The organism is Marinoscillum sp. HNIBRBA16962, from assembly GCF_057801515.1.
Map to the genome: position 1 here is coordinate 6,006,418 of NZ_CM173603.1, position 25,426 is coordinate 6,031,843.

Sequence of the window (25,426 nt, forward strand, 5' to 3'; positions counted from 1 at the left end):
GTAAGGCCTATTAAAAACCTGATGTCTTATTTTTACAAGATTCTACAGAGATATACGTTAATTTGCAAACATCTATTGTGTTGAGAGATCTCCTAATTTACCTGACGGCAATTCTTTTGATAGCAGGAGGCTGCTCTACGTACAGCAGCAACCCCCTGAATACCGCCTATCATGACCTTACAGCGCATTACAATGCTTATTTCATCGCCAACGAGCGCATGAAAGAAATAGAAACCACTCTTTATGACAATTATCAGTGGAATTACAATAAAATCCTGCCAATATATGTGCCGGTAGATAGCAATGATGCCAATAGCCTGAAGACCCAGATAGAGGACTGTATAGAAAAGGCCTCGATTGCAATTCAGCGTCATGAGGGCTCCAAATGGGAAGATGATTCATATATCCTGGTAGGGAAAGCCCGGTACTACTCGCTCGAATATGCAGATGCTATAGAAACCTTCAAGTTTGTCAACAAAGAAGGAGAGGACGATGATGCCCGTCATGAAGCCCTTATTGAGCTGATAAAGACTTTTGTTGATTTCAATGAAATCAATAATGCAATCGCCGTTTCAGATTACCTGAAAAAAGAAGAGCTCAACCGTAAAAACAAGGAGGAGCTACACCTGGTCAGAGCCTATCTGTATCAAAAACGAAATGATTTTGACCAGCTGGTTCAGAACCTGGTGAAAGCTGAAGATCTGATGACCAGCTTTGCAGACAAATCCAGAATAGACTTTATCATTGGTCAGGTGTACCAGCAGCTTGGTTTTGAATCGGAGGCGTACAATTACTACGAGAGGTCTTTGAAAAACAACCCGGAGTATGAGTTGGAATTTTACACCAAACTAAACATGGCCCAGGTGACGGAGCTAACCAGTTCAGGTGATATCAAAAAAATCAGAAAATATTTTAAAAAACTCCTCCGAGATACCAAAAACAAAGAATATAAAGACAAGATCTACTATGAAATGGCCAATTTCGAACTCAAGCAGGGCAATTTGGATGAGGCCATTGGTTACTACAAATCTTCGGTAAGAACCTCGGTTAAAAATGACAGGCAAAAAGCTTACTCATATCTCAAACTGGGCCAGATCTACTATGATAGCCTGAAAAATTTTGAGCTTGCGCAGGCTTACTATGACAGCACTGTCAACACCATGCCAAAAGACGAAGAGAACTTTGCCAAGATCAAACAACGACAGGAAATACTGGACGAATTTGTTATTCAGATAAAAACCATCCGTGAGAATGACAGCCTGGTTGCTTTAGCAAACCTGCCACAGGATTCATTAGTGGCTCTGGCTACAGAGCTCGTGGAACAACAAGAAAAACTTAATGAAGAAAAAAAGAAAAGGGAGGAACGAAGAAGGGCTAATCAGGCGGCCAGCTCCTTTGATGTAAATGAAGGAGACCTGATCGGGACTAATCTTGGTGGAGCCACCTGGTATTTTTACAACCCGACAGAGGTTGCCAAAGGAATCAGTGAGTTTAAAGCCACATGGGGTGACATCCCATTGGCAGACAATTGGCGCAGAAGCCTGAAAACCGGGCAGCTGGTCGCCCAGGATGCAGGTCAGAACAAGGCAATTGACACCCTTTCATCAGAGGATGCCAAAGCACAACGCATGCAAAAAGAGGTAGAAACCATGCTGGCCTCAGTACCTAAAAGTCAGGAAGAGATAGACCAATTGCTAAAAGAAGTAGAGGACGCCCACTACAAACTGGGGAACATCTACAACTTCAATCTGGAAGAAAAAGACAATGCGATCAAGACTTTTGAGGCTTTATTGGTACGATTCCCAGGCAGCGAATACGAAGCAGAGGTATTGTACCAGCTATATCTGCTATACAAAAACAAACATCCGGACCTTGCCGAAGAAAAAGCCAACCGACTCAAAGCTGAGTTTTCCGAAACTGTTTATGCCAAACTGGTAGACAACCCCAATTACAGGGAAGAGAATCAGGCCATCACAGAAAAGCTCAAAAAGGTGTATGCCAGGGCCTATAAGCTTTACAAAGACAAAGAATACAAATCTTCAATAGAACTGCTTGACAGCGCCCTGACAAGCTCAGCTGAAAACACTTTTGAAGATAATATGGCATTACTCACTGTTTTAAATACTGGTCAGCTGGAAGGGCAGTACAAATACCAATACGAACTCAACAATTTTATAAAAACCTATCCGGAGAGTGAACTGGTACCTTACGCAAAAAGCCTGGTAGAATCCAGCGAAAACTACCAGATCAACCTTTATAACAGTGCCAAAGCTAAATTTATCACCTACTTTGACCAAAAGCATTACCTCGTCATTGTGTATCCAAACAAGAGCGCTCTATCACAGGCGGTAACATCAGAAGTAGATCAATACATCAAAGAGGGAGAGCAGAGACTAAGCACAGGTAACCTGATCCTGAATGAAAAAAACGCTATGATTCTGATCAATGATTTTCCAAATGGTCAAGAAGCAGAGAATTATTTGAAAAAATTTGATGTTGAATTACCGCTGAATGATACACATAAAGGAGAAAAAATATACAGTTTTGTTATATCAGAAGATAATTTTGATATCTTCTACAAGACCAAGGACCTGACCGCCTACCTGAACTTTTTTGAAAAGCACTATCTAAAATGAATCGAAAAGGAATAAAGATCATTGTCATCCTGCTATGGGTGTTCTTTCTTGGGGCTGTCATTACAGTGCCCACTCTTTTTTACCTGGTAAAAGCCGATTTCAACAACTGGTTCGGTGGACTGCCCAGCCTTCAGGAACTGGAAAAGCCGGATCCCGACCTGTCATCAGAACTTATAAGTGCTGATGGAGTATCCCTTGGAAAATACTATCGGAAAAACCGCACACCGGTAACTTACGAGGAGCTTTCTACTGAGCTTGTAAATACGCTGCTGGTAACAGAAGATATCCGGTTCAAAGAGCATTCAGGAATCGACCTGAAAGGTTTGATTCGAGCGATAACTGGCAAACTAATCGGGCAGTTTAGAGGAGGAGGATCAACCATCACCATGCAGCTTGCGGAAAACCTCTATCGGACCTCTTCCGAAAACCGGGGGAAGCTCTACAAATATGGGGGAGTGGGTGAGATCATAACCAAGCTGAAAGAGTGGATCATTTCGGTACAACTGGAAGAATCTTACACGAAAGAAGAGATCCTGGCCATGTACTTAAATACAGTAGAGTTTGGAAGTAATTCTTTTGGGATTAAAGTAGCTGCTAAAACATTTTTCAATAAACTGCCTTCACAACTTAACTATAAAGAATCGGCGGTTTTAGTGGGTGCCATAAATGCCCCTACAAGGTGGAATCCTATCCTGAACCCGGACAATGCCATGAGAAAAAGGACTGAAGTACTGTACAATGTTTATAAAAACGGTCTAATAAACAAGGAACAGTATGACAGCCTTAAAACCTCTGGCTTTGGGCTCAATTATAAGGTGGATTCTCATAATGAGGGTCTGGCTACTTATTTCCGAACCGTCATCAGAAGAGACCTTTTGGCCTGGACTCGAGAGCATGGTTACGACCTGTTTGAAGACGGACTAAAGATCTATACCACCATAGACACAAGACTCCAGCAGTATGCTGAAGAGGCCATGAAAGAACACATGGATACCCTGCAGCAGATATTTAATAAATCCTGGGAAGGAAGAAATCCATGGATAGACGAGGAAGGCAATGAAATTGAAGGTTTTCTGGAAGATGCCATCGAGCGTACGGAACACTACAGAGACCTTGTTCAGCAGTTTGGAAAAGATTCTGATTCGGTAGATTACTACCTGAATAAAAAAAGACCAATGACCGTCTTTTCCTGGGATGGAGAAGTGGATACACTAATGAGTTCATACGACTCTCTGGCTTACTACAAAAGATTTCTCCAGGCCGGCTTTATGGCTATGGACCCGACGACAGGTCACATCAAAGCATGGGTAGGCGGCATAGATCACAAGTATTTCAAATTTGATCATGTAAAACAAAGTAAAAGGCAACCAGGATCCACCTTCAAGCCTTTCGTTTACACAGCGGCTATCGATAATGATTATTCGCCATGCTATCCTGTGGTGGATGCTCCGGTTACCTTTTCCATGCCCGGACAGGACCCGCCAACATGGACCCCGGATAATGCGTCCGGAAGATTTTCAGGAGAAGTAATGACTATCCGCCAGGCAATGGCCCGGTCAGTAAATAGCATTACAGCCTTCATGATGAAGCAGGTAGGTCCCCAGACTGTGGTAGATTATGCCCATAGGCTGGGAATAGAAAGTCACCTCGATGCTGTACCATCTCTCGCATTGGGAGTAGGTGATGTATCCCTTTATGAAATGCTTGGAGCATATTCCACTTTTGTCAATAAAGGTGTCTATACCGAGCCATTTTACATCACACGCATTGAGGATCAAAATGGCAATGTCATTCAGCAGTTTGTTCCGCAGACTAGAGAAGCCCTCAATGAGGAAACCGCCTACGTAATGCTGCATATGCTCAAGGGTACTACAGAGGAGCCTGGTGGCACCGGTCTGGCCATTGACCGCTCTCTTCGGGAAAACAATGAGATAGCCGCCAAAACAGGTACTACTCAAAATGCTTCGGATGGTTGGTTCGTAGGCATTACTCATGATCTTGCAGCTGGGGCCTGGGTAGGGGGAGATGACAGATCTATTCACTTCAGGTACTGGGCAATGGGTCAGGGCGCCCGTACCGCCATGCCGATCTGGGAGCGCTTCATGGTGAAAGTGTACGATGATCCTACATTAGGTTATACCAAAGGGTCTTTTGACAAGCCCATAAAACCAATCAGTATAGAACTGAATTGTGACAGGTATGAAGCCATAGTAAATCCAGCAGATTCTATACAATCCGATATCATCAATGAAGACGATATCATGTAAGCGGACATGGAATTTCAAAAATTCTCGACCAAAGAGTATAATAAACTACCAAATGAACCCGGAGTATATAAGTTTTTCAATGAGGAAAACACAATAATCTATGTAGGTAAGGCCAAAAGTCTGGTTAAAAGGGTGTCCAGCTACTTTACCAAAGCAGGTACCGTCAACAGGAAAACCGCAAGGCTGGTAAACGAAATAGCTTATATAGAATTTATCATTGTCAATTCTGAGTTCGATGCACTGCTGCTGGAAAACAGTCTGATCAAGGAAAACCAACCTAAGTATAACATCCTTTTGAAGGATGACAAAAGCTTTCCAAGTATCTGTGTAACCAATGAACGGTTCCCAAGAATCTTCTCTACCCGCAGGATCATTCCATCACAGGGGGACTATTTCGGGCCGTATACCAGTGTGAAGGCCATGAATAATGTACTTGACCTGATTCGTAAGCTATACACCATCCGAACCTGCAACCTTAATCTTTCCCGATCAAATATTGAAAAAAAGAAATTTAAAGTTTGCCTTGAGTATCATATAGGCAATTGCCTGGGACCGTGTGAAGGATTACAATCAGAAAGTGACTACCTGGAGGATATCAGAAGCGCAAAGGAGATTTTAAAAGGCAACATCGCATTCGTCAGGACACAGTTCAAAAACCTGATGCAAAAAGCTGCAGGGGAACTTAAATACGAGGTGGCGCATACCTACAAAACCAAACTGGAATATCTCGAAAAATTCCAAACCAAGTCCCTGATTGTAAATCCTAAGATCAACAACACAGATGTTTTTGGTGTGATCACGGAAGGCGAAAAGTATTTTTTAAACTACATGCGTATAGAGCATGGCAGTATACGTGTCTCAGAAACCTTTGAAGCCAGGAGAAGGCTTGATGAGCCGGAAGATGAACTATTGCAGGTAGTCCTATTTAATATCCGCGATAAATATCAAAGTGAAAACAATGAGATATTAACGAATAAAAAAATCGACAGCTGGGGTAATGTAGAATTAATACTGCCAAAGATCGGGGATAAGAAAAAGCTTGTAGACCTTTCTGTCAAAAATGCCCTCTTCTTTAGAAATGAAAAGGCAAAAAGAAAAGCTGAAGCAAAATCTCCCAATGAAAAAGTACTGGAACAGCTTCAGTCCGACTTAAGGCTTAACAATTTGCCAAAGCATATCGAGTGTTTTGACAATAGTAACATACAGGGAACCAATCCGGTCTCATCGATGGTCTGCTTCAAAAACGGAAAACCTTCCAAAAAAGACTACAGAAAGTACAATATCAGATCAGTAGAAGGGCCGGATGACTTTGCCAGCATGCGAGAGGTTGTGGGAAGGAGATACAAACGCCTCATAAACGAGGAGGTACCACTCCCGGATCTGGTAATAATAGACGGAGGAAAAGGACAGCTAAGCGCCGCTTGTGAAGCGCTAAAAAACCTCAATGTTTATGGTCAAATCCCCATTATCGGAATTGCGAAACGTCTCGAGGAGATCTATTACCCGGAAGATTCCGTACCACTTCACATTAGCAAAAAATCTCCGGCTCTAAAGCTCCTGCAACACCTTAGAGATGAGGCTCATCGATTTGCCATCACTTTTCACAGGCAAAAGCGAAGTAAGGCTTCTATCAAATCTTCCCTGGATGAAATTAAAGGGATTGGCGGTGCGACAAAAACCAGGCTGTTGCAACATTTCAAAAGTGTAAAAAGGATCAAGGAAGCTTCTGCCGATGAACTGGAAAAGGTCATTGGTAAGTCAAAAGCCTCACTCATAAAGGAGGGTCTAAAAGAAAAAAGGGATCAATCCTGATCCCTCTTAAATTTTTATGTCTTTCGAATACATTTAATATTCCCAAAGTTCACTTTCATATTCCATCAGATCATATTCAGCTTTTTGCTGTAGCATTATTGCCTCGTATGGATCTGAGGTCTGTTGTCTGATATCCAAATCCTGAGCGTTAGAAACCTTCACTATAGGAGCAGCAAAAAGCCTTAGCTCAAATGCATCCCCATAGTTTCTATGAGCCGCATCATTTTGATTGTTATACCAAAGCGCTTTATCTGCATAAGGTCCCCTGAAAAGATTGATCACATCTTCATACTTGAAATGTGCTACTTTCTTCTCGAATCCTGCTTCATTCCAAACAGCACCTGCTCTGGCTGGTAAAGCAACAGATAAAGCCCGAATGTACCAATACATCCTGGACCGGTTGCGATCAAACATTAAATCCTCTTTTAAATAAAGGACATCAAATACCTCAGGTGGTATTGGATCGTACTGCGGACCGCTATCAGCAGATTCCTGAGCAGGCTCATCCCCAAATCCACCGCCAAATCCTGAGTCAAAACCTCCTCCACCAAACCCTCCACTCTGTCTTTCAATGCTAGTCTGGTCAATAAAAACACTATCTGGCATCAGATTGACACACGAATCAGACATGTAAGGCTTGATTAACCCTTCGTTCACAGCATCGAATAACAATCTTGGAATTTCCTGATTGATCGCACTGAATGCCCTGTTTTGTCTAACCTTAAGGTCCATTCTCCTCCAAACTGTTTTCTTGAACATCTGGTGATATTCAGGAACAACAGCTTTTATGATTGGCGCCTGTATCTCCTGTGCAGAAGCGTTATGCGCTGCCGGAAGTACAAATAGAGCCATTAAAAAAGCACAACAAAAATTTTTCATAACCCTGTTTTTACATTATTCTTAGTTGAGCGAAATATTCACAAATCGCTGGAAGGTTGGAAAATCTTCCACCTGACCTCTGAAATTTTGTCTCTGAACTTTCTTGATCTCTATTACTAACTGATCACCTTTCCTGGCTCTTGAAGCTATCTGAGAAAGGTTCACATTTTCACCTGTTGTAATAGAGCCTCTTCCTAAACCACCACTAACCAGCGTGATCTGAGCTTCAGCAATACGGAATTTTGCATCATCCGGCAAAAACTGCTGGAAACTTTCATCAGGAATAGGCTTTATATAAATTCTCGGTGTTTTGGCAGAAATACCAGTCTTCATATTCACTTCCTTTTGATCCGGTCCATAAACAGTAATTGATGGAGCGGGTATCCTTCTAACACTGAAACTCCTTGCACCAATAAAATTTCCATTACTGGAAACATTAAGAGTCACCTCTTCAAGAGATGTAGGCACTACGGTTACCGCACCTTTTTCAGAACCCTCATAAGTTCTCGCATTTTTTGCTGAAAATGAAGGATTGTAAGCTACTCCTAATTGTGGGACCTGCACATCCAGCTTATTCCCGCAGTTTCTATACAATGCCTGTACGGATTGTGACTGGATCTGAATAGTAGGTTTTACTACAAAGTATTCCATCTGCTCCACAAAAGTGGTATCTCTTCCCCCGGGAAGTGTCACTGTAATAGCAGCTTCATAAGTCTTACGGGCCAGTCCATCTTTATCAAAACTGGAAGAGTTTGCCGTAAACTCTACTAACCCTTGGCCACTGGCATCTACAGGAATCTCATTCCCATTGTACTTCATCGTAGGAGTCACTCCTGAAGAAGATGCGGAAATGAACATTTTAGCCGAGTACTTGGTACCGGCCGCTACATACTTGGATTCCGGCTTCACCATAGGTACAATCCTGTCAAATTTCAGGTCACCAGCACCTACTTTATCCGACAGATAATCAAGGGCTCTTGTCTCATAACCCAGCACTCGTGACTGGAATTCACTAAGTGTCGCCAGGCCAGCGGGTGTTGGTGAGTCATTGAAGGCCAGAATAGAAAAACTTTTCCCTTTTTGGTTTGGATCTGCGCTATATACAGGATCCTGATCGGCATCCAGCGCAATTTCTTTATAAGCTGTCAGGTCTCCCTCTTCAGCACCAATTTCATCCAGTTTATTCTTTACGTACTCCGCATAGCCATTCAAGAGCTGCTTTAGTTCTATACCGTGTCCCTGACCGTTTTCTTCTTCTGGCATCATGTAGTGGCCTACCGTGCTATAGTCTACCTTCCCTACCAGATGCTTGGCATCCCCTTTATATTCCGGTTCATGTCCTTCCTCATATCCCCCTGATTCATCTATAACAGCGACTTTCAGGTTGTCTATTTCTTCCATTACACGTGCAGTCTCTGCTCGCAGTTCCTCTGCAGCCTTCACAATGACCAGGTCAGCTTCCCTGTTTCCGGTATCATCTACCGTACTTATAATGTTTTCAAGGATAGCTCCATTTCTTTCCTGGGTTTCGTTATTGGCTCGTACCAGAGAGTCATTAAGAAATACGAACTTATCAATGACCGTAGAACTAACGTTTAGTGCTAACAAAGCTGTTAGTACCAAATACATCATCCCGATCATCTTCTGCCGTGGTGTTTCTTTTCCTCCAGCCATATCTTTTTTCTTTTAGCTTAAAATTGGAAAATTAACCTTTCATTGCGCTTAGCATATTGCCATACACTTTATTAAGTGATGCAATATTTGAAGTAAGCTGATTCAACTCTCCCTGGAAAGCTGAAGTCTCCTTACCTGCAGCAGACATGCTATCCAATGCTTCAGTCAGATTAGAATAGAATTTATTCATTGACTTCACATGGCTCTGAGCGTCTTTAAGCTCCATTTCATATACTGCATTCAAAGCACCCAGACTCTTAGTTACGTTTTGTACCTGAGAGTGGTATTCTTTAGTATCCTTAGATGCTTCTGACATTGCAGCTATTGCTTCTTGTGCTGACGCATAAGATTTATTCATTTCTGACAGGGAGACTGAAGCGGTCTTAAGGTTTTTAGCATATTCTGCTGAAGCCACTGAAGCCTCTCCAAGTTGCGCCATTTTATTTGCACTATCAGACAATTTTCTCATGCCATCTCCCAGACTTTTGAGCAACTCCGGCCCCACGTTTGCGTCAGCCATCAATTTATCCATGCTGGCTGCAACACCCGTATTAGACCCTGTCGTCACTCGCTTAGGAGCAGTCGGCCCATCATAATCATCTGCAAGCTCCGGGTATACTTTTGACCAATCCGGATCTTTGTGCTTAGGCTCAAAAGCACTTAAAAAGAAGATGACTGCCTCCGTAGTAAGACCTATACCAAGCATGGCACCTGATCCTGGGAGGTGAAGAATTTTAAACATCGCACCAACGATAACGATAGCAGCCCCGATTCCATAAATCTTAGGCATTATAGTGGTGAAGAGAAGCTCTTGGAATCCGCCTTTTTTGCTCATTTTTTTGAATTATTTAGGTTAGTAATTTATGTCAATCATTAAAATTCATATCCCGAAGATCTACCAAGATACGTCATTGCGCATCTGAATCCAATAGATGCACGTGCAGAATCTCTATGTTCATAGGTCCTCGTACCTGTTTCCAGATAATAGGCTATATCTTTCCACGAACCTCCCCGGATAATTTTATAATCTATTCGCTCATCATAATAGGTTGGGTTTAAGTCCCAAACCAATGGCATTGCTGAAGGATTGTAAGCATCCTCACACCACTCCGCCACATTACCAGACATATCGAACAGGCCATAATCATTCGAGAAATATGTTCCTACCGGGGAAGTATAAGCAAAGCCATCATCGAAGTAGTTACCCCGTCCTGGCTTAAAATTCGCTAAAAGACATCCTTTTTGGTTACGGATGTATGGGTTCCCCCATGGATATTTAGCCATATCTCTACCCCCTCTGGCAGCATATTCCCATTCTGCTTCAGATGGTAAACGGAAATTTGGCATAACCGGAAGTCCAACACTCGTTCGATATTCGTTCAAGTGCTGCGTTCGCCACTCACAAAAGTATTGAGCGGCGTTCCAGTCTACACCTACTACCGGATAATCATCAAAAGCCGGGTGTGACCAGTAATAAACCACCAATGGATCTCCCATGTGGTGAGTATAATCTCTTGTCCACACCGTAGTGTCCGGCAGAAGATCACCAACGGAGTACCCTGCAGGAAGGTCTACTTCCGAACCTTCTGTTATTGCCTGGGTAAACTGACGATATTCGTTATTTGTAATTTCAGTATCATCCATAAAGAAGGCTCCGATGGTCACCTGCTTATTAAGATTGATCTGGGTGGCAGGAAGATCTTCATCTGCCTGTCCCATATGAAATGTACCGGCTGGAACAGCTACCATCCCGTAAGGTCTGGTCATCTCCCAACCTTCACGGTCGGGAACTCCTACTAACTCACCTCGATCACTACTGCCACCACCTCCAAAGAGGCCGCAACCCTGTAGCAAAACACTGAGTGTGAGTCCGGTTAATGTAGATAACCTTAAAACACGCATATTATTCATAACACCTTATTTGAACTTGCAAGTATGTAAAATAAACAAACTTTAACAAAAATTATTGTGCCTTACCAAGCCTAAATATATAACCTTATATGATTTCGACACAAGTTTTATCTTCAAATTATCCTAATTTTTAGACTAAATACCCACTTTAGGGGGTAAGCAAATACCCCATTAGTAGCTAAATCGCGGTGTTTTCACAGACTTCCTGCCTCCAAAAATCAGGTTGGGCAAATCGTACCGAATAAAAATTTCATGTGAGGTCGGAGCTTTACCGTCCTGAGACTGCAAAATGTAATCAAACGAATACCCGACTTTTAATTTGTTTCCCGGTAAAAGGCTGTAACCAAGATACAGGATGGCAGACTCTCTCCGTCGATAGGACAGTCCCCCCCACATTTTATTTCTCAGGGTAGCAATTGCACCAACATCAAAAGTGAAACGGCTAAGGTCTGATCGAACCAAAAAAGTAGGGCTGAGATTCAGATCGTCTCCTATCGAAAACTGTGTGCCCCCATGAATTGCATAAGAAATCTCCTGAACGTTTTCCAGACTATCCAGACCAAAATCAAAACCAGGCCTTAGCAGATTCAGGGCACTTGCACCTATAAAGAAGCCTCCGCCGGTCTTGAAAAATATCCCGGCATTCAGGTTTGGCTGTATCTGCGTCTCCCTGCTTTGATTATTTAGTGGATCGGAAGGATCATTAAACCGAAGCTCATCAAACTTTTGTGTCTGAGAAAATACCGCAGGAGCCACACCGATACTAAGACGCCCACCCCGCATCTCTGCTGAATACGAAACAGGTAACTGAACCTGCAGGTTAGCAACCGGTCCCAAGTCATCATTAGACACATTTAGTCCTACTGATGACAGGAAAAAGTTTTGTATAGGCGCTACACCAGTGAGCATTTGTGTGGACGGTGCGCCCCCGGGCCCGTCAAATGAGCTGCTGTACCCGAGCCACTGGCTTCTGTGCTGTGCGGCAGCAAAGCCCACCTCCTGACTTCCTGTCCAGCCTGGATTAAAGTAGGAGGGGTTAAACATGTAGTGTCCAAAAAAGAAGTTATTCTGGGCACTGGCCGCCAGAGCACAGAATACTATTACAGTCAAAAGCCACCATTTCTTCATAAAGAAGTATTTACTTAGTCAATAACGCCTTTAACAAAAATACCCCTTATTGAAGAGCAATGTTAGAGGTTGTTGGCTTTTTTTATGTAGTACTCTATCGCTCCGGTCATTGAGGGGGCATTTGGCAAGGGTGCCTGAATATCCAGAATAAGTCCTGCATCCTTAACAGCTTTAGCCGTAGTAGGACCAAACGCGGCAATCCTCGTTTTGTTTTGCTTGAAATCCGGGAAGTTGTCAAAAAGAGACTTAATACCTGACGGACTGAAAAACGCTATAATATCATAGGTGATGTCTGAGAGATCCGAGAGATCACTCGCCACAGTTTTGTAGATGATTACTTCAGACCACTTATAGCCATTTTTGTCCAGAAAGTCAGGGATGTCGTCTTTTCGAATATCAGAGCACGGAAATATGTACTTTTCGTTTTTATGCTTTTTCATAACCTCTAACAGGTCAGCTGCAGTACGCTCGCCAGTGAATATCTTTCGTTTTCGAATGACGATATACTTTTGCAGATAGTTAGCTGTCTGCTCAGATATACAGAAATATTTCATATCCGTAGGGATCTCTACCTTGTTCTCCGCCGCTAAGCGGAAAAAATGATCCACAGCATTCCGACTTGTGAAAATCACAGCGGTATGATCCAGGATATTCACCTTTTGTTTTCTAAACTCTTTAGCATCTACCGGATCAATCTCAATAAACTGCCGGAAGTCTATCTTGAGATTGTATTTTTCGGCGAGTTTGTAATACGGTGAGTTTTTATCAGACGGCTCAGGCTGAGAAACAAGAATAGACGATACTTTATTAAGCCTCTCTTTATCTGTTACAAGCAATTCTTCACTCATTCCTATACTAATACTAAAATTAGAATCTTTTTCACATTTTCATTAACCAATAAATGGTTAAGAAGCCCGGTAAGAATTCGGTCGTGCAAAGGTATGAAATTATCACCAGTTTTCTAACAGCGTAAAACTTATCAAGTTTTAAAAACAACCAGATCTGGAAAAAAATCACAGCCATAACCAGCAGATAACGAGAGAATTTAGAGAAAAATAAAGACTCATAATCAAAAAAGGAGAAGTCCAGAAATGATATCATCGCAGTTGCGGTTACTACCAGGGTATAGAAGTGTACGAAATCCTGGGTCTGGATATTGGGTAGCTCTTTTAATAAAAAAAGAGAACTCAACATTTTTGTAAGCATAAATTTGGCCATGACCGAAAGAGCCACCACCAAGCCAACCAATAGCCAGTTGATTATCTGAATAAAGAAATGCTCACCAGCTAAAATAGAGGATTCAAAACCCAGGTATTTCATGATAAAACTTACCAAAACACCAAAGAAAAGAATGGAGTACAGGTTATCCATGCTCCCAAAAGCCACATAGGTTTGATCTACGCTGATGCTTCGTATTTTATAGGTAAGGGGGTTTCTGAATGACTGGTTGAAAGTGATAGGGAAGTACCTGCGAAATACGCCACCCATAAGCAACAGCACAGTACCAATAATCAAGTATCTCTCATTAAAAAAATCATATTTCTTTTCAGAGATCGGGTCATGAACCACCTCCAGGCTCCGGATAGTAACTAATTTACTTTGAAAGCCACCGGGGATGCCACCAGATGAAAAAACCTTGAAGCGTGAATTAACCGATATGGTATCACACGGAAGGTAAATGGTGCTATCAAAGTCATGGTACAGGAGCCGGCTACCAAACCAAATGTCTACTGGTGAATCGGATGACAGTTTGAGAAACAGCGGGTTTGTTTTTGTTTTGCCCGTTTCAAAAACAACTACCTCATGTTTCGACCTGTCCAAAACCGGCACGAACTCTCCTTTCTTTGTAAGCCCCATCCAGCCATGACGCAGATCACTAAGCACCAACGTATCCTGGGCACTCCCATTGAAAACACCTATCGCTAACAAAAAGAAAAAAATAGTCTTCATCAAAACTTGGTTGTGTAACCGAGGTGCACTTTTACATTCGAAAAATCAAGCGAAATATCCTCTGCCTTTCCTACGGCCATCGCAAAAGTAAACAAGCCATTAGAAGTATTTAGGTTTAGGCCCATACCAAATCCTGTCGGCCAGTCCCACACATTGCTACGGGCATAGAAAAGCTGATCGTAAAACAACATAAAAAACGAACGCCTCTCAAAGTACTGCCGGACCTCCATACGGCTCAGAATATGATGCTGCGCAAAAAAGAAATTCTCGTTAAAACCACGAACCGACCTGAGACCACCCAGCCGGGAAACCTCATTGTTAAGAATTTGATCATTGAAAATAAACCCGGACTTAACTTCATGATAAAATGTAGACCTTGAAAGAAATGGCAGTTGATATTTAAAAGCTCCATTCAGTATCACCCTTAAAGAATTTGTCCTGAGCGAGTCATAGGTTTCATCATCCAGGTTGCTGTTTTTCTTGAGCTCTTTATCACCTAATGAAGCGCCAACCCGAAACCTGGATTTTCTCCCGAATCCAAGTGCAGCATCAAACTGACTGTGTCCGAGACTAAGCGAATAATCGTTTGTCTGATAGTCTGCAAAACCATTTTCCAGATCCTGAACGTCTGCACTAATCAAACTTGCAGCTTCATTTTGATAAGTCAGCTGTAAGGCAATGGTTCTGCTCAGGAAAGTTCCCAGCCCAAGTTTCCAGCTTCGGGTGAGGTAAGTGGTATCCTGCTTCAGGATATCGAGCTGGAGGTCAGCAAACAGCCTGGATGAAAGGAAATAGGGATGATAATAGCCAAGGTTGAGCTCCTGTGACTGATCTGCAAAACGGTTCCAGGTCAGATCAAGACCTATTCCGGATTGAAATAAGTTAGCTAACTGCAAATCCAAATAGCCAGTAACCACGAGTTTATTGTTAGCTGACTGACCCGGTAAAAATCCAATCACGCCTTCAAACGAACTGGAAGGCTCCTGTAACAAATCCAGGTAAATGGTCGCGCCACCATTTTCAAATGCCAGATCCGCGGTTTGCTTCAGCTGCAGAAATGGGATTCGTTCAATATTATCCGGTATCTCCTGAAAGGTCTGTTCTGAATATAAATCTCCCTTTTTCATATTCAGCGCATTTTGTAAAAAGGACCTGTTGACATTGACTTTTGATAGCAGGTACAATGAGTCATACCGGATCAACGGCCCTGGGTCGAGATAATATATTGCACTGTATTTATCATTTTCAACCAAAACCGAATCAACCTGCAAACGAGCAAAGGGGTACCCGTTTCTGGTAAGGCTGTTGAGGAACCTGAGTGGGCTTTTCACCTGAATCGCTTTATATACCCCGCTGTCTGCGTCAAAAACCTTTACAGCTGATATTTCTTGCTGAAGTTTCTCGCCCTGATGGATATATACTCTATTGGCTGATATAGAATCCAGTTCTGCAAACAAATATCCTTTGTCCCAGAAACTGACCAGGCGCTGGTGTATCCATCCAGCTCGCCCGATGCTATCTCTGAACGTCTGCTTTTTAAAAAAATGTCCGTCTACAAACACCTGGTTTGTCCATTGACTTTGAGCGGTCAGAACCCCCAAAAAGACTAGTGCGTATAGGAACAGTCTAAGCATAAATTACCTGTGTACCTTTGCAATATAATTGATACAATCTTTGGCCGGAATATACATTCATATCCCTTTCTGCAAACAAGCCTGTCATTACTGCGATTTTCACTTCAGTACGAATCTGAGTCGAAAAGCTGAAATGACAAACGCATTGGTGAAGGAGTTGCAGCTGAGAAAAAACTACCTGAACGGGGAACCGATAGACTCCATCTACTTTGGAGGGGGTACACCTTCTCTACTGGAAGCGACGGAACTGGAAAAACTATTTACAACCATCACGAAAAATTTCGCACTATCGGAAGAGCCTGAAATTACCCTGGAGGCAAATCCTGATGACCTGTCTGCTGAAAAACTCAAAGATCTCAGGCTCCTGGGCATAAACCGGCTGAGTATTGGTATCCAGACTTTTGATGAAGGACGACTAAAATATATCAATCGTGCTCATACCAAAAAGGAAGCTATTCATTCGCTCGAAAGGGCACAAGCTGCTGGTTTCGAAAATATAACAGCCGATCTGATCTATGCGATCCCACCGGACGAGCTGGATTACTGGCAAAGGGATCTTCAGCAAATACTGAGCTTTAATTTACCCCACCTCTCCATTTATGGGCTTACCATTGAAGAAAAAACGGTATTTGGAAAATGGGCCAAAAAAGGAAATCTACAGGAAGTGGATGAAGGAATGAGCGCACGTCAATACCAGCTTGCCATGGACTGGCTCACTGATCATGGGTATGAGCACTATGAGGTGTCAAACTTTGCCAGGCCGGGCTGGCATTCCCGGCACAACTCGGCTTACTGGGAGAACCTAAAATATCTCGGTATAGGACCCGGGGCCCACTCTTACGATGGCAATGACCGGACTTTTAACATCAGCAACAATGCACTTTACATCAAGGCGTTAAATGAAGAGACACTGCCTCTGACAGTGGAGAAGTTAACCTTGACGGACCGGGCCAATGAATATCTTTTCACACGTTTGCGTACTAAAAAAGGCATAGAAACAGAATTTTTAAGTAGACATTTTGGTTATGATCTGGAGAAGGATCACAAACAATTGATCGATCAATATCTTAATGAAAACCTGATGGAAAGAAATGGGAGCAGGCTCTCACTTACTCGCAGGGGGTTTCTCGTGGCTGATGAAATATCGCTGAGACTTTTTTATGACGATCAGTAATACCTATTTTTAGCAAATCATTACGACTCAATGGATCAGGAATTAAAAAAAGCCACCATGCTGCTGAAGTCCTTGATATTTCACTATCATGGATTGGATGATGATGAATCTAAACTTCTGGAAGTGTCGGCCAAAAAGCTGGATGCTAAAGACGAACTCACCTGGGCAAATAATTTTATTGCTCGCGATTACATGTCTGCCTTTGATCGCTCCAAGGAATACTTCTTTAAGACCATTGGAAAAATAAACGATGCTTCGAAGTTGCAAATGCTCATGGATGTCTGGGAAGATAACCACAAGAAAGGCTACGTAACGGAGATGGAAACCACAGCTATGATCAACCTCTCAAAGGACTGGGGGATCGATAAAGAATTTCTCCAGCATATCAATCACTAGTCGGGTTAGTCGGGTTGCCAGGTTGCGGGTTGAATTGTTGCGAGTTGCGAAATTTCATAGTGGAGTATGGGTTTGATACAATATTCCCCCTTTTTCTTGTAAAGGGGGCGATGGGGGTTACAGAAAAATTTATCAAACCCATACTCCCTTTACTGCTTAATCGCAACTTGACAAAGTAGGACTAACCCGTGACAGTTTCAGCCTAAAGGCTCATTTTTTCCTTAAACCTGGCAGCCTGTCTCCTACTGACCTCTATCTTTTCGCCTCCTCTAAGCTGCACAAGCAACCCGCCATTAAACCACGTGTCTATGTTTTCCACCCACCCCAGGTTGATAATGTGTTTTCTGCTGGCCCGGAAAAAGGTCCGGTCATCCAGTCGCTCGTCCAGCGCATTTAATGATTTATGGATCATCGGTTTGTTTCCTCCAAAATAAACTTTGATGTAATTACCATCAGACTCAAAAAGACGAACTTCGGAAAGTTTCACAAACCAGCATTTATCGCCATCTTTTACGAAAACCTGGTCCTCTTTTCCCAAAGGTTTCTTCTCATTACCCACCGGCTGCAGTGGCTCCTCATCCATTTTTAATTTACCAATCGCATCTGCGAGGCGTTCAGCCTGGATAGGCTTAAGTAAATAGTCCAGTGCATTTACTTCAAATGCCTTGATAGCAAACTCATCATAGGCAGTGGTGAAGATAACCTTTGGGACGGAATCCAAAGATTCGAGCAGGTCAAAGCCGGATTTACCAGGCATCTGTATATCCAGAAAGATCAGGCCGGGATTGAGTTTTCTGATTTTATCGATAGCGTCATCTACGTCTGTAGCTTCACCAACTACTTCTATTTTTTTGTGGGGCTCAAGTAAACTCATAAGCTCTTTGCGAGCCAGTCTTTCATCATCTACAATTAAGGTCTTCATAAAGTCTTGGGTAAAACGATCTCGGTCAATACGGTTCTTTTTGTTTCGTTGAAAATTCTAAATGACGCCTGATCTCCATAAATTAACTCTAGGCGTTTTTTGGTGTTTGTCAGTCCAAAGCCTTTGGCTACTTGTGATTTCCCATTTAAATACTGACCAGCATTCCTGATCTGAATAAGCAGGCTATCATCGTCCACTTTAGAGTGGATAGAGATCTTGCCTCCGTCCTTTAACGTAGATATGCCGTGTTTGATACCATTTTCGACTAAAGTTTGGATCATCAGGGGGGGAATAAGGTATTTTGCCGACTTAGGGTCCAGATCAAAAGCGGTTTTGAGCCGCTCCTCATACCGAATACATTCCAGTTCCAGGTAGTCCTTTACCGTATCTATTTCCTCTGAAAAGGTGATCAGTCGCTGCCTGTCAATGATCAGGGAATTGCGTAAAATATTTGAAAGCTGTGTGATGGCATTTTTAGATTTCACCGGATCTTCGTCCACAAGCGCCCGGATACTATTGAGCGCATTAAAGATAAAATGCGGATTGAGCTGAGACCTAAGGTTCCTAAGCTCTATTTCCTTGGCAGCAGCTTCATATTTCAGTGATTTATTATAACGCTCAAAATAGTGAAAGGTGAAGTAGATCATCGTCCATATAAAGTAGATGATCATAGGCCCGAAAATGTTGAGGATCAACACTGAAAGCATAAAGTCCCGGGGAGTAAGCTCTCCGGTAAGAAATGCATAAAACACCAGAAATCCATAATTGAGGACACTCAGCGCAACAATGACCAGCAGGACTCTCGGTATGAGCCTGACAAAATTGTACCCCAGCCAACCAAAATGAACAAGAACATACCTGAGAAAATGTGTGGAAAGGATGTAAAATACCACCTGTAAGAACTCTCCGAGCAAATGAGTACTGTCAGGAGTCTGAGCCGTGGAGTACAGGAAGATCTGCAAGAAGCCATAAAAAGACCACCCTCCAATCTGACAGATCCAATAAATTTTCCGCTTATTCATAAAATTTTCTCAGTCCTCTAACATCAGGAGCTATCAATCATCGTTCAAACGTATGAAATTGTAACGAAATCCACTATCCGTGTGATCGTAACACTTCCCAAACCAGTAGTAATCAGCATGAAAAATTAATAAGAAATAAGGAAGATTAATTATTGTTTTTTAACAAACCCCGTATTTTGTTTTACGTATAGAATATCGAACTCAAAAACTCAAAATAAAATAAGGAAATGAACACATTACTCTTAGGACTAATTATTTTTTTCAACTCGGCTGATACAAACTCGGTAGAAGCCAGGGATTATAGCTGGGTTCTTGAAGAAATGCAGGATGCTGCCGAGACGCATGTCGATTATGAATTCTCCCGGAACAAAATCAAAATCTTTGATATGGACGGAAACATACTCGGACAGTACAATCAGGAGGAATTTGTGAAAAACAAGCTTCCATTGACTGACCTGAAAAGAATCCAGGATAGCGAATTTTTATTTGAATATCAGGGCGACAGCTATTACCTGAAAGACTAAAATAATTTAAAACAGGGCTAAACAAGCCGACGCTTCAGAGAAGTTTCGGCTTTTTTTATTTTAACGAGTTCAACATAACCATTGAGCATGAAAATTTTGGATTGAATGATGAGTTTTTTGCTAAACACTCCTCTGAATCTCCTCTTCCGCCTGCCTTGGTAGTACGGCGGACAGACAAGAGGAGAATAATAGGTATCATTCAATCCAAAATCTTGTGATTATACATCGAACCCACGTTATTTTAGCTCACTCTTAAGGAATGAGCCCGTATAACTTGCTTTGACTTTAGTTAGCTCTTCCGGGGTACCCTGCCCGACGATCTGTCCACCACCTACCCCACCTTCTGGGCCCAGGTCCACCAGGTGATCTGCTACCTTGATCACATCCATGTTATGCTCGATAATGAGCACGGTATTCCCTTTACTCACCAGCTTCTCAAGTACCTCAAGCAAGTGTTGAATATCCTGGAAATGCAGTCCGGTGGTGGGTTCGTCCAAAATGTAAAACGTCTTGCCAGTATCTCGCTTAGACAGTTCAGTTGCCAACTTTACCCGCTGAGCCTCTCCCCCGGAAAGGGTAGTGGCATGCTGCCCAAGAGAAATATAACCCAGCCCCACCTCATAAAGCGTTTCGATCTTTCGGAGGATCTTTGGCTGGTTTTCGAAAAACTCCACGGCCTGCTCCACAGTCATATCCAGCACATCAGAAATGGACTTTCCTTTAAAGCGAACTTCCAGCGTCTCACGGTTATAGCGCTTCCCTTTACAGGTTTCACATGGTACGTGCACATCCGGGAGAAAGTCCATCTCGATCACTCGCATACCGCCACCCTGACAGGTTTCGCAACGGCCTCCTTTCACATTAAAAGAAAAGCGCCCCGGCTTATAACCACGGATCTTGGACTCTGGCAGCTCAGAAAATAACGACCGAATATCCGTAAACACTCCGGTATAGGTGGCCGGATTGGAGCGCGGTGTCCTTCCTATTGGTGACTGATCCACTTCGATCACCTTATCCAGATGGTCCAGGCCTTTCGCCTCTTTGTAAGGCAATGGCTCGGTCCTGGACTTGTAAAAATGCTTTTTCAATACCGGGTACAATGTCTCATGAATCAGTGAGGACTTTCCACTGCCAGACACTCCGGTCACACAAATCATGGTCCCCAGCGGGAGCTTCAGATCCACATTTTTCAGGTTATGACCCGTAGCCCCTTTCAGTTCCAGCGCTTTTCCGTTCCCTTTTCTGCGCTTCTCAGGAATGGCGATGGTTCTAACACCGGTCAGGTAATCTGCAGTGACTGTATTATTCCTGAGAAAGACATCCGGCGACTGGGCCGCTACGATATGCCCACCATGAATACCGGCCCCCGGCCCTATATCCACTACAAAGTCAGATTCCAGCATCATATCCTTATCGTGCTCTACCACGATAATCGTATTTCCCAGGTCACGCAGATCTTTCAGCGCGTGAATAAGCTTTACATTATCGCGCTGATGGAGACCTATGCTGGGTTCGTCAAGGATATAGAGTACGTTGACCAGCTGAGTACCTATCTGCGTGGCCAGACGAATCCGCTGAGCTTCACCCCCTGACAAGGATCTCAGGGGTCTGTTCAAGCTCAGATAGGTCAGTCCTACATCGAGCAGAAAATCAATGCGCTTTCTAAGCTCTTTCAGTATTTCCGCAGCTATCAGATTTTGCCGCTGATCCATACGGTCTTCAATACCCACAAACCATTCAGCCAGCTCGTCTATGTTCATTGCGGCCAAATGCCCAATATGCTTACCATCTATGCGAAAATGAAGTGATTCTTTTTTTAGCCTGAAGCCTTCGCAATCCGGGCAGGTCCTGATATCGGTAAAGTCACTGACCCACTGACGGATCTTTTCACTCCCCGTGTCCCTTTGCTTATCCAGGAAATTGATGATGCCTTCAAACTTGGTGTGCCAGTCGGTACCCGGGTACTTTACAGAGCTTACCGCTACCGGCACACTGTCTCCATAAAGTAAAAGGTCAATAACCTCTTCCGGCAAGTCTTTGATCGGTGTGGAAATGCTGAATTTCTTTCTTTTGAGAATTGCCTCGACTTTTTTAAATATCCAGATATCCCGATACTCTCCCAGCGGAGCAATACCACCCCTGCTAATAGAAAGTTTGGGATCCGGAATGACCGATTCTCTTGATATTTCTTCGATGACTCCCAGGCCATGACAGGAAGGGCAGGCACCATAAGGAGAATTAAAAGAAAAGGTGTTGGGTGCAGGTTCGTCATAAGACAGCCCGGACTCCGGATCCATAAGAAACTTGGAAAAATGAGCTGTTTCGCCTTTTTCATCCTGAACCATTAGCACACCATTGGCCTGCTTAAAAGCCAACTGTATGGACTGCCTGATACGTCGCTCATCTTTTTTCTGCACGATGATCCGGTCAATCACAATTTCAATATCATGCGTTTTGTACCGGTCTACCTGCATCTTAGGCACCAGATCCTGAATCTCTCCGTTTACCCGTACTTTTGTAAAGCCCATTTTTCGGATCTGGACAAAAAGCTCCCTGTAGTGGCCCTTTCTTCCTTTCACAACTGGAGCAAGGACAATCAGCTTCTGACTACCATAAGCTTTCAAAATGTGGTCTACAATCTGATCTTCAGATTGCTTCACCATTTTTTTACCCGTGATGTAAGAGTATGCATCTCCGGCCCGGGCATAAAGCAAACGTAAAAAGTCATACACTTCGGTAACGGTGCCTACGGTAGATCGTGGATTTCGGGAGGTTGTCTTCTGCTCAATGGAGATGACGGGACTGAGACCGTTGATCTTATCCACGTCCGGTCGCTCCATATTGCCAATAAAAGACCGTGCATAGGCAGAAAAGCTCTCCATATAGCGTCGCTGACCTTCTGCATAGATGGTATCAAAGGCCAATGAGGATTTTCCACTACCACTGATGCCTGTGATGACGACCAGCTTGTTTCTGGGAATTGTAAGGTTTACATCCTTCAGGTTATGCTCCCTTGCCCCGAAGATCTCAATCTGATCATTCTGATGGGCTACTGTCTCATCCGGTTGACTCACGGTAAGTTGCTGATCGATCATTCGGGTGGTTTATTCAATGTCTGAAAATAAAGCGCAAAAATAGAACTTATATGGCAGCTTTAGAAGTTTGGACTCAGCAGGTACTTACTGTAGAACTCATCGATCGCTTCCACAGCTTCTGTAGCATTGTCTACGAGTCTGAACAGGTCTAAATCTTCCTCATTTATATTTTTCGCTTCGCTTAACAAAGTTGTTTTGACCCAGTCGATCAACCCACCCCAAAACTCTCTGCCGACCAGCACAATAGGGAACCTGCCTATTTTCTTTGTCTGGATAAGGGTAAGGGCCTCAAAGAGCTCATCCAATGTGCCAAATCCCCCGGGCATTACGATAAAGCCCTGTGAGTATCTGACAAACATGACCTTCCTTACAAAGAAATAGTCAAAATTGATCAGCTTATCCCTGTCGATGTATATGTTGTTGAACTGTTCGTGTGGCAAGTCGATATTTAGACCTACGGATTTCCCTGCTTCCTTGTGGGCTCCTTTGTTACCTGCCTCCATGATTCCGGGTCCACCTCCGGTGATTACCCCGTAACCATGCCTTACAAGCTTGGAAGAAATCTCTTCAGCCATCTGGTAATACTTGTGGTCGGCTTTTGTACGCGCTGACCCGAATATCGAGACACACGGGCCAATCTTGGCAAGTTTTTCGAAGCCTTCTACAAACTCAGCCATAACCTTAAAGATCACCCACGAATCAGTGGTTTTAATCTCATTCCAGTCCCGGTCTTTAAAGGCCTGAAGGATCTTTTCTTCCTCGTTAGGTTTACTATTCTCTTTTCCTACCATAAAAAATGATGATCATGAATACACTAAAAACACCAGCCTGTTTATTTAAGCAAATCAAACAGCGCTTTTTCCAATTGCGGAAACTGATGCTGATAGCCCTGCTTTTTTATTGCTTCACAGGAAACTCTGTTTCCTCCTAACACAACCTGACTCATTTCTCCCAGCATCATTTTCATGACAAAAGCAGGTATATGTGGCAGGAACAGGGGTTTTCGAAGCGTCTCGGCTATCTGACAGGTCAGTTCCGTATTGGTAACGGGATTTGGAGCTGTAGCGTTATACGTTCCCGTAATTTCTTTTTCCAAAATATACTTAAATATAGCACAAAGATCATTTATGTGTATCCAGCTTACAAACTGTTTGCCCGACCCAAGCGGTGCACCCACAAAAAATCGTACAGGTCGGGCTATGGCGGGAAGCGCACCGCCCGCATCGCTTAGCACTACCCCGATCCTCACTACAGCAACCCGGGTGAGCTCCCGAAAATCATCCGCAGCTGCCTCCCACGTTTTAACGACTTCCGCCAGAAAATCTGTCCCGGGACTTGCATCTTCGGTAAGCAACCTGTCTCCGGTATCAGCGCCATAGTACCCGATAGCGCTGGCAGAAACGAAGGACCTGATTGATATTTTCTGAGATTTGATGGTCTTATGGAGTAGTGCAAGACTATCTATCCGGCTATCCAATATGACTTTTTTACGCCTATTAGTCCATCGCTTATCAGCTACACCGGCCCCGGCAAGATGCACCAGATGGTCTACTCCTGAAAATGCATCCAGGTCTATCTCCTGCTTCTCAATATCCCACTTGTAAGTCGGGTATTCTTCTTTCCCGGTTACGGACCTGCTCAGGTGTACAACTTTATGCCCCGTATCCGTTAAAAGCTTACTAAGGTGTGTTCCGACTAAGCCGCTTCCGCCTGTGATTAATATCTTTGCCATAATGCAATCACCCTTTGATATAAGTAAACTCATCAAAACCGGAATCCTCTTGACTTTTCTGATGTTTTTTGATGTTTTGGTATGCCAAAGTCAGAAAACAGACTTTGATGCGACCATTACGGAAGAAAGGCTCACCTTTGAGGGTGTGGCTCGAAAAGGATTCAGCACCCATTTTGATAAGTCTGCCAACACGGTAGAAAAAGGCTGGTGGAGGTATGCCAGGGAGTTTGGGCGACCATTAAATATGAAAAGCTATTACCAGGTAACCATTCCCAGCTCTGAAAACAACGGCACTGTGGATATCATCCTGCTCTCAAAAACGATGGCCAACAGAGACGGGAGCAAGTTTTTCCTCACAATCAAGGATGATAATATTCCAACAGAAAGAATACCTACCTATCTGGAACAAGTGAAACTGATACTGCAGGACTTTAAAAAGCATTTTTACATAAAAAGACTGGAGGAACAGATCGAAGAAGTGGAAAAGGAAGCTAAAAGAATAAGCAAAAAAGTAGACAAGGGAGAAACGAGCATCAAAGTCCTCATGAAAAAGGAACAACAACTGGAAGCGCTTCAGGAGGAGCTGAAGGATATTTATCTGACATGGGGATAGCCTGCTTTTAGCAAAAGGTGTGTCTCAAAAGATTATTTCGCGAATACCAGTTTACGA

20 protein-coding genes are annotated in these 25,426 nt (G+C 43.2%); 7 read left to right on the plus strand and 13 right to left on the minus strand.

The features are described 5' to 3' along the window. Positions 1-80 precede the first annotated feature (80 nt). The 3 genes from porW to uvrC are packed head-to-tail and all read left to right on the plus strand — an operon-like array spanning position 81 to position 6,715. Entirely contained in the window at positions 81-2,636 is a 2,556-nt protein-coding gene (gene porW, locus AC3E9V_RS25025) for a type IX secretion system periplasmic lipoprotein PorW/SprE (RefSeq protein WP_488750908.1), read from the plus strand. Beyond that, positions 2,633-4,903, plus strand: a complete 2,271-nt coding sequence (locus AC3E9V_RS25030) for a penicillin-binding protein 1A (RefSeq protein ID WP_488750909.1) — start codon at positions 2,633-2,635, stop codon at positions 4,901-4,903. Before porW ends, AC3E9V_RS25030 begins: the two co-directional genes overlap by 4 nt. A gap of 6 nt (positions 4,904-4,909) precedes the next feature. Further along, positions 4,910-6,715 (plus strand): excinuclease ABC subunit UvrC, encoded by a 1,806-nt coding sequence (gene uvrC / locus AC3E9V_RS25035; protein WP_488750910.1) that lies wholly within the window; start codon positions 4,910-4,912, stop codon positions 6,713-6,715. 33 nt (positions 6,716-6,748) lie between these two features. Here uvrC and porN read toward each other — a convergent pair whose 3' ends face one another. The 8 genes from porN to AC3E9V_RS25075 form a co-directional block, all read right to left on the minus strand. After that, positions 6,749-7,594, minus strand: coding sequence for a type IX secretion system ring subunit PorN/GldN (gene porN, locus AC3E9V_RS25040; protein ID WP_488750911.1), 846 nt, complete (start codon positions 7,592-7,594; stop codon positions 6,749-6,751). A gap of 21 nt (positions 7,595-7,615) precedes the next feature. Continuing rightward, positions 7,616-9,268: a type IX secretion system motor protein PorM/GldM gene (gene porM, locus AC3E9V_RS25045; RefSeq protein ID WP_488750912.1), complete on the minus strand. Its 1,653-nt coding sequence runs from the start codon at positions 9,266-9,268 to the stop codon at positions 7,616-7,618. Positions 9,269-9,299: 31 nt separating this feature from the next. Next, the gene (porL, locus tag AC3E9V_RS25050) at positions 9,300-10,103 is read right to left on the minus strand and encodes a type IX secretion system motor protein PorL/GldL (protein ID WP_488750913.1); all 804 of its coding nucleotides are present in this window, start codon (positions 10,101-10,103) and stop codon (positions 9,300-9,302) included. Positions 10,104-10,141: 38 nt separating this feature from the next. After that, complete coding sequence (porK, locus tag AC3E9V_RS25055; RefSeq protein ID WP_488750914.1) at positions 10,142-11,179, minus strand: T9SS ring complex lipoprotein PorK/GldK; 1,038 nt, start codon at positions 11,177-11,179, stop codon at positions 10,142-10,144. Between the two features lie 171 nt (positions 11,180-11,350). Beyond that, positions 11,351-12,307, minus strand: a complete 957-nt coding sequence (locus AC3E9V_RS25060; RefSeq protein ID WP_488750915.1) for a PorP/SprF family type IX secretion system membrane protein — start codon at positions 12,305-12,307, stop codon at positions 11,351-11,353. Between the two features lie 62 nt (positions 12,308-12,369). Further along, a complete protein-coding gene (locus AC3E9V_RS25065) occupies positions 12,370-13,155 on the minus strand; it encodes a uroporphyrinogen-III synthase (protein WP_488750916.1) in 786 nt (261 codons plus the stop codon). 31 nt (positions 13,156-13,186) lie between these two features. Next, the gene (locus AC3E9V_RS25070; RefSeq protein ID WP_488750917.1) at positions 13,187-14,257 is read right to left on the minus strand and encodes a DUF4271 domain-containing protein; all 1,071 of its coding nucleotides are present in this window, start codon (positions 14,255-14,257) and stop codon (positions 13,187-13,189) included. Next, positions 14,257-15,891 carry a BamA/TamA family outer membrane protein gene (locus tag AC3E9V_RS25075; RefSeq protein WP_488750918.1) on the minus strand — a complete coding sequence of 545 codons (1,635 nt, stop codon included), beginning with the start codon at positions 15,889-15,891 and terminating at the stop codon, positions 14,257-14,259. The genes AC3E9V_RS25070 and AC3E9V_RS25075 overlap by 1 nt, the downstream gene beginning before the upstream one ends. A gap of 40 nt (positions 15,892-15,931) precedes the next feature. Between AC3E9V_RS25075 and hemW the strand changes: the two genes are divergently transcribed. Continuing rightward, a complete protein-coding gene (gene hemW, locus AC3E9V_RS25080) occupies positions 15,932-17,065 on the plus strand; it encodes a radical SAM family heme chaperone HemW (RefSeq protein WP_488750919.1) in 1,134 nt (377 codons plus the stop codon). A 30-nt stretch (positions 17,066-17,095) separates the two neighbouring features. After that, positions 17,096-17,461 (plus strand): hypothetical protein, encoded by a 366-nt coding sequence (locus AC3E9V_RS25085; protein ID WP_488750920.1) that lies wholly within the window; start codon positions 17,096-17,098, stop codon positions 17,459-17,461. Between the two features lie 202 nt (positions 17,462-17,663). On the opposite strand, the gene AC3E9V_RS25090 is transcribed toward AC3E9V_RS25085, so the two are convergent. Continuing rightward, positions 17,664-18,383, minus strand: a complete 720-nt coding sequence (locus tag AC3E9V_RS25090) for a LytR/AlgR family response regulator transcription factor (protein WP_488750921.1) — start codon at positions 18,381-18,383, stop codon at positions 17,664-17,666. Next, positions 18,380-19,405, minus strand: coding sequence for a sensor histidine kinase (locus tag AC3E9V_RS25095; protein WP_488750922.1), 1,026 nt, complete (start codon positions 19,403-19,405; stop codon positions 18,380-18,382). Before AC3E9V_RS25095 ends, AC3E9V_RS25090 begins: the two co-directional genes overlap by 4 nt. 227 nt (positions 19,406-19,632) lie before the next feature. Here AC3E9V_RS25095 and AC3E9V_RS25100 point away from each other — a divergent pair, with 227 nt between their 5' ends. Next, on the plus strand, positions 19,633-19,929 hold the full coding sequence (locus AC3E9V_RS25100; protein ID WP_488750923.1) for a hypothetical protein: 297 nt from the start codon (positions 19,633-19,635) through the stop codon (positions 19,927-19,929). 236 nt (positions 19,930-20,165) lie between these two features. Here AC3E9V_RS25100 and uvrA read toward each other — a convergent pair whose 3' ends face one another. The 3 genes from uvrA to AC3E9V_RS25115 are packed head-to-tail and all read right to left on the minus strand — an operon-like array spanning position 20,166 to position 24,756. Continuing rightward, the gene (uvrA, locus tag AC3E9V_RS25105) at positions 20,166-23,024 is read right to left on the minus strand and encodes an excinuclease ABC subunit UvrA (protein WP_488750924.1); all 2,859 of its coding nucleotides are present in this window, start codon (positions 23,022-23,024) and stop codon (positions 20,166-20,168) included. A 59-nt stretch (positions 23,025-23,083) separates the two neighbouring features. Next, positions 23,084-23,815 carry an LOG family protein gene (locus AC3E9V_RS25110; protein ID WP_488750925.1) on the minus strand — a complete coding sequence of 244 codons (732 nt, stop codon included), beginning with the start codon at positions 23,813-23,815 and terminating at the stop codon, positions 23,084-23,086. Positions 23,816-23,856: 41 nt separating this feature from the next. Further along, positions 23,857-24,756: a TIGR01777 family oxidoreductase gene (locus AC3E9V_RS25115; protein ID WP_488750926.1), complete on the minus strand. Its 900-nt coding sequence runs from the start codon at positions 24,754-24,756 to the stop codon at positions 23,857-23,859. Between the two features lies 1 nt (position 24,757). Between AC3E9V_RS25115 and AC3E9V_RS25120 the strand changes: the two genes are divergently transcribed. Further along, the gene (locus tag AC3E9V_RS25120) at positions 24,758-25,369 is read left to right on the plus strand and encodes a hypothetical protein (protein ID WP_488750927.1); all 612 of its coding nucleotides are present in this window, start codon (positions 24,758-24,760) and stop codon (positions 25,367-25,369) included. Positions 25,370-25,426 lie beyond the last annotated feature (57 nt).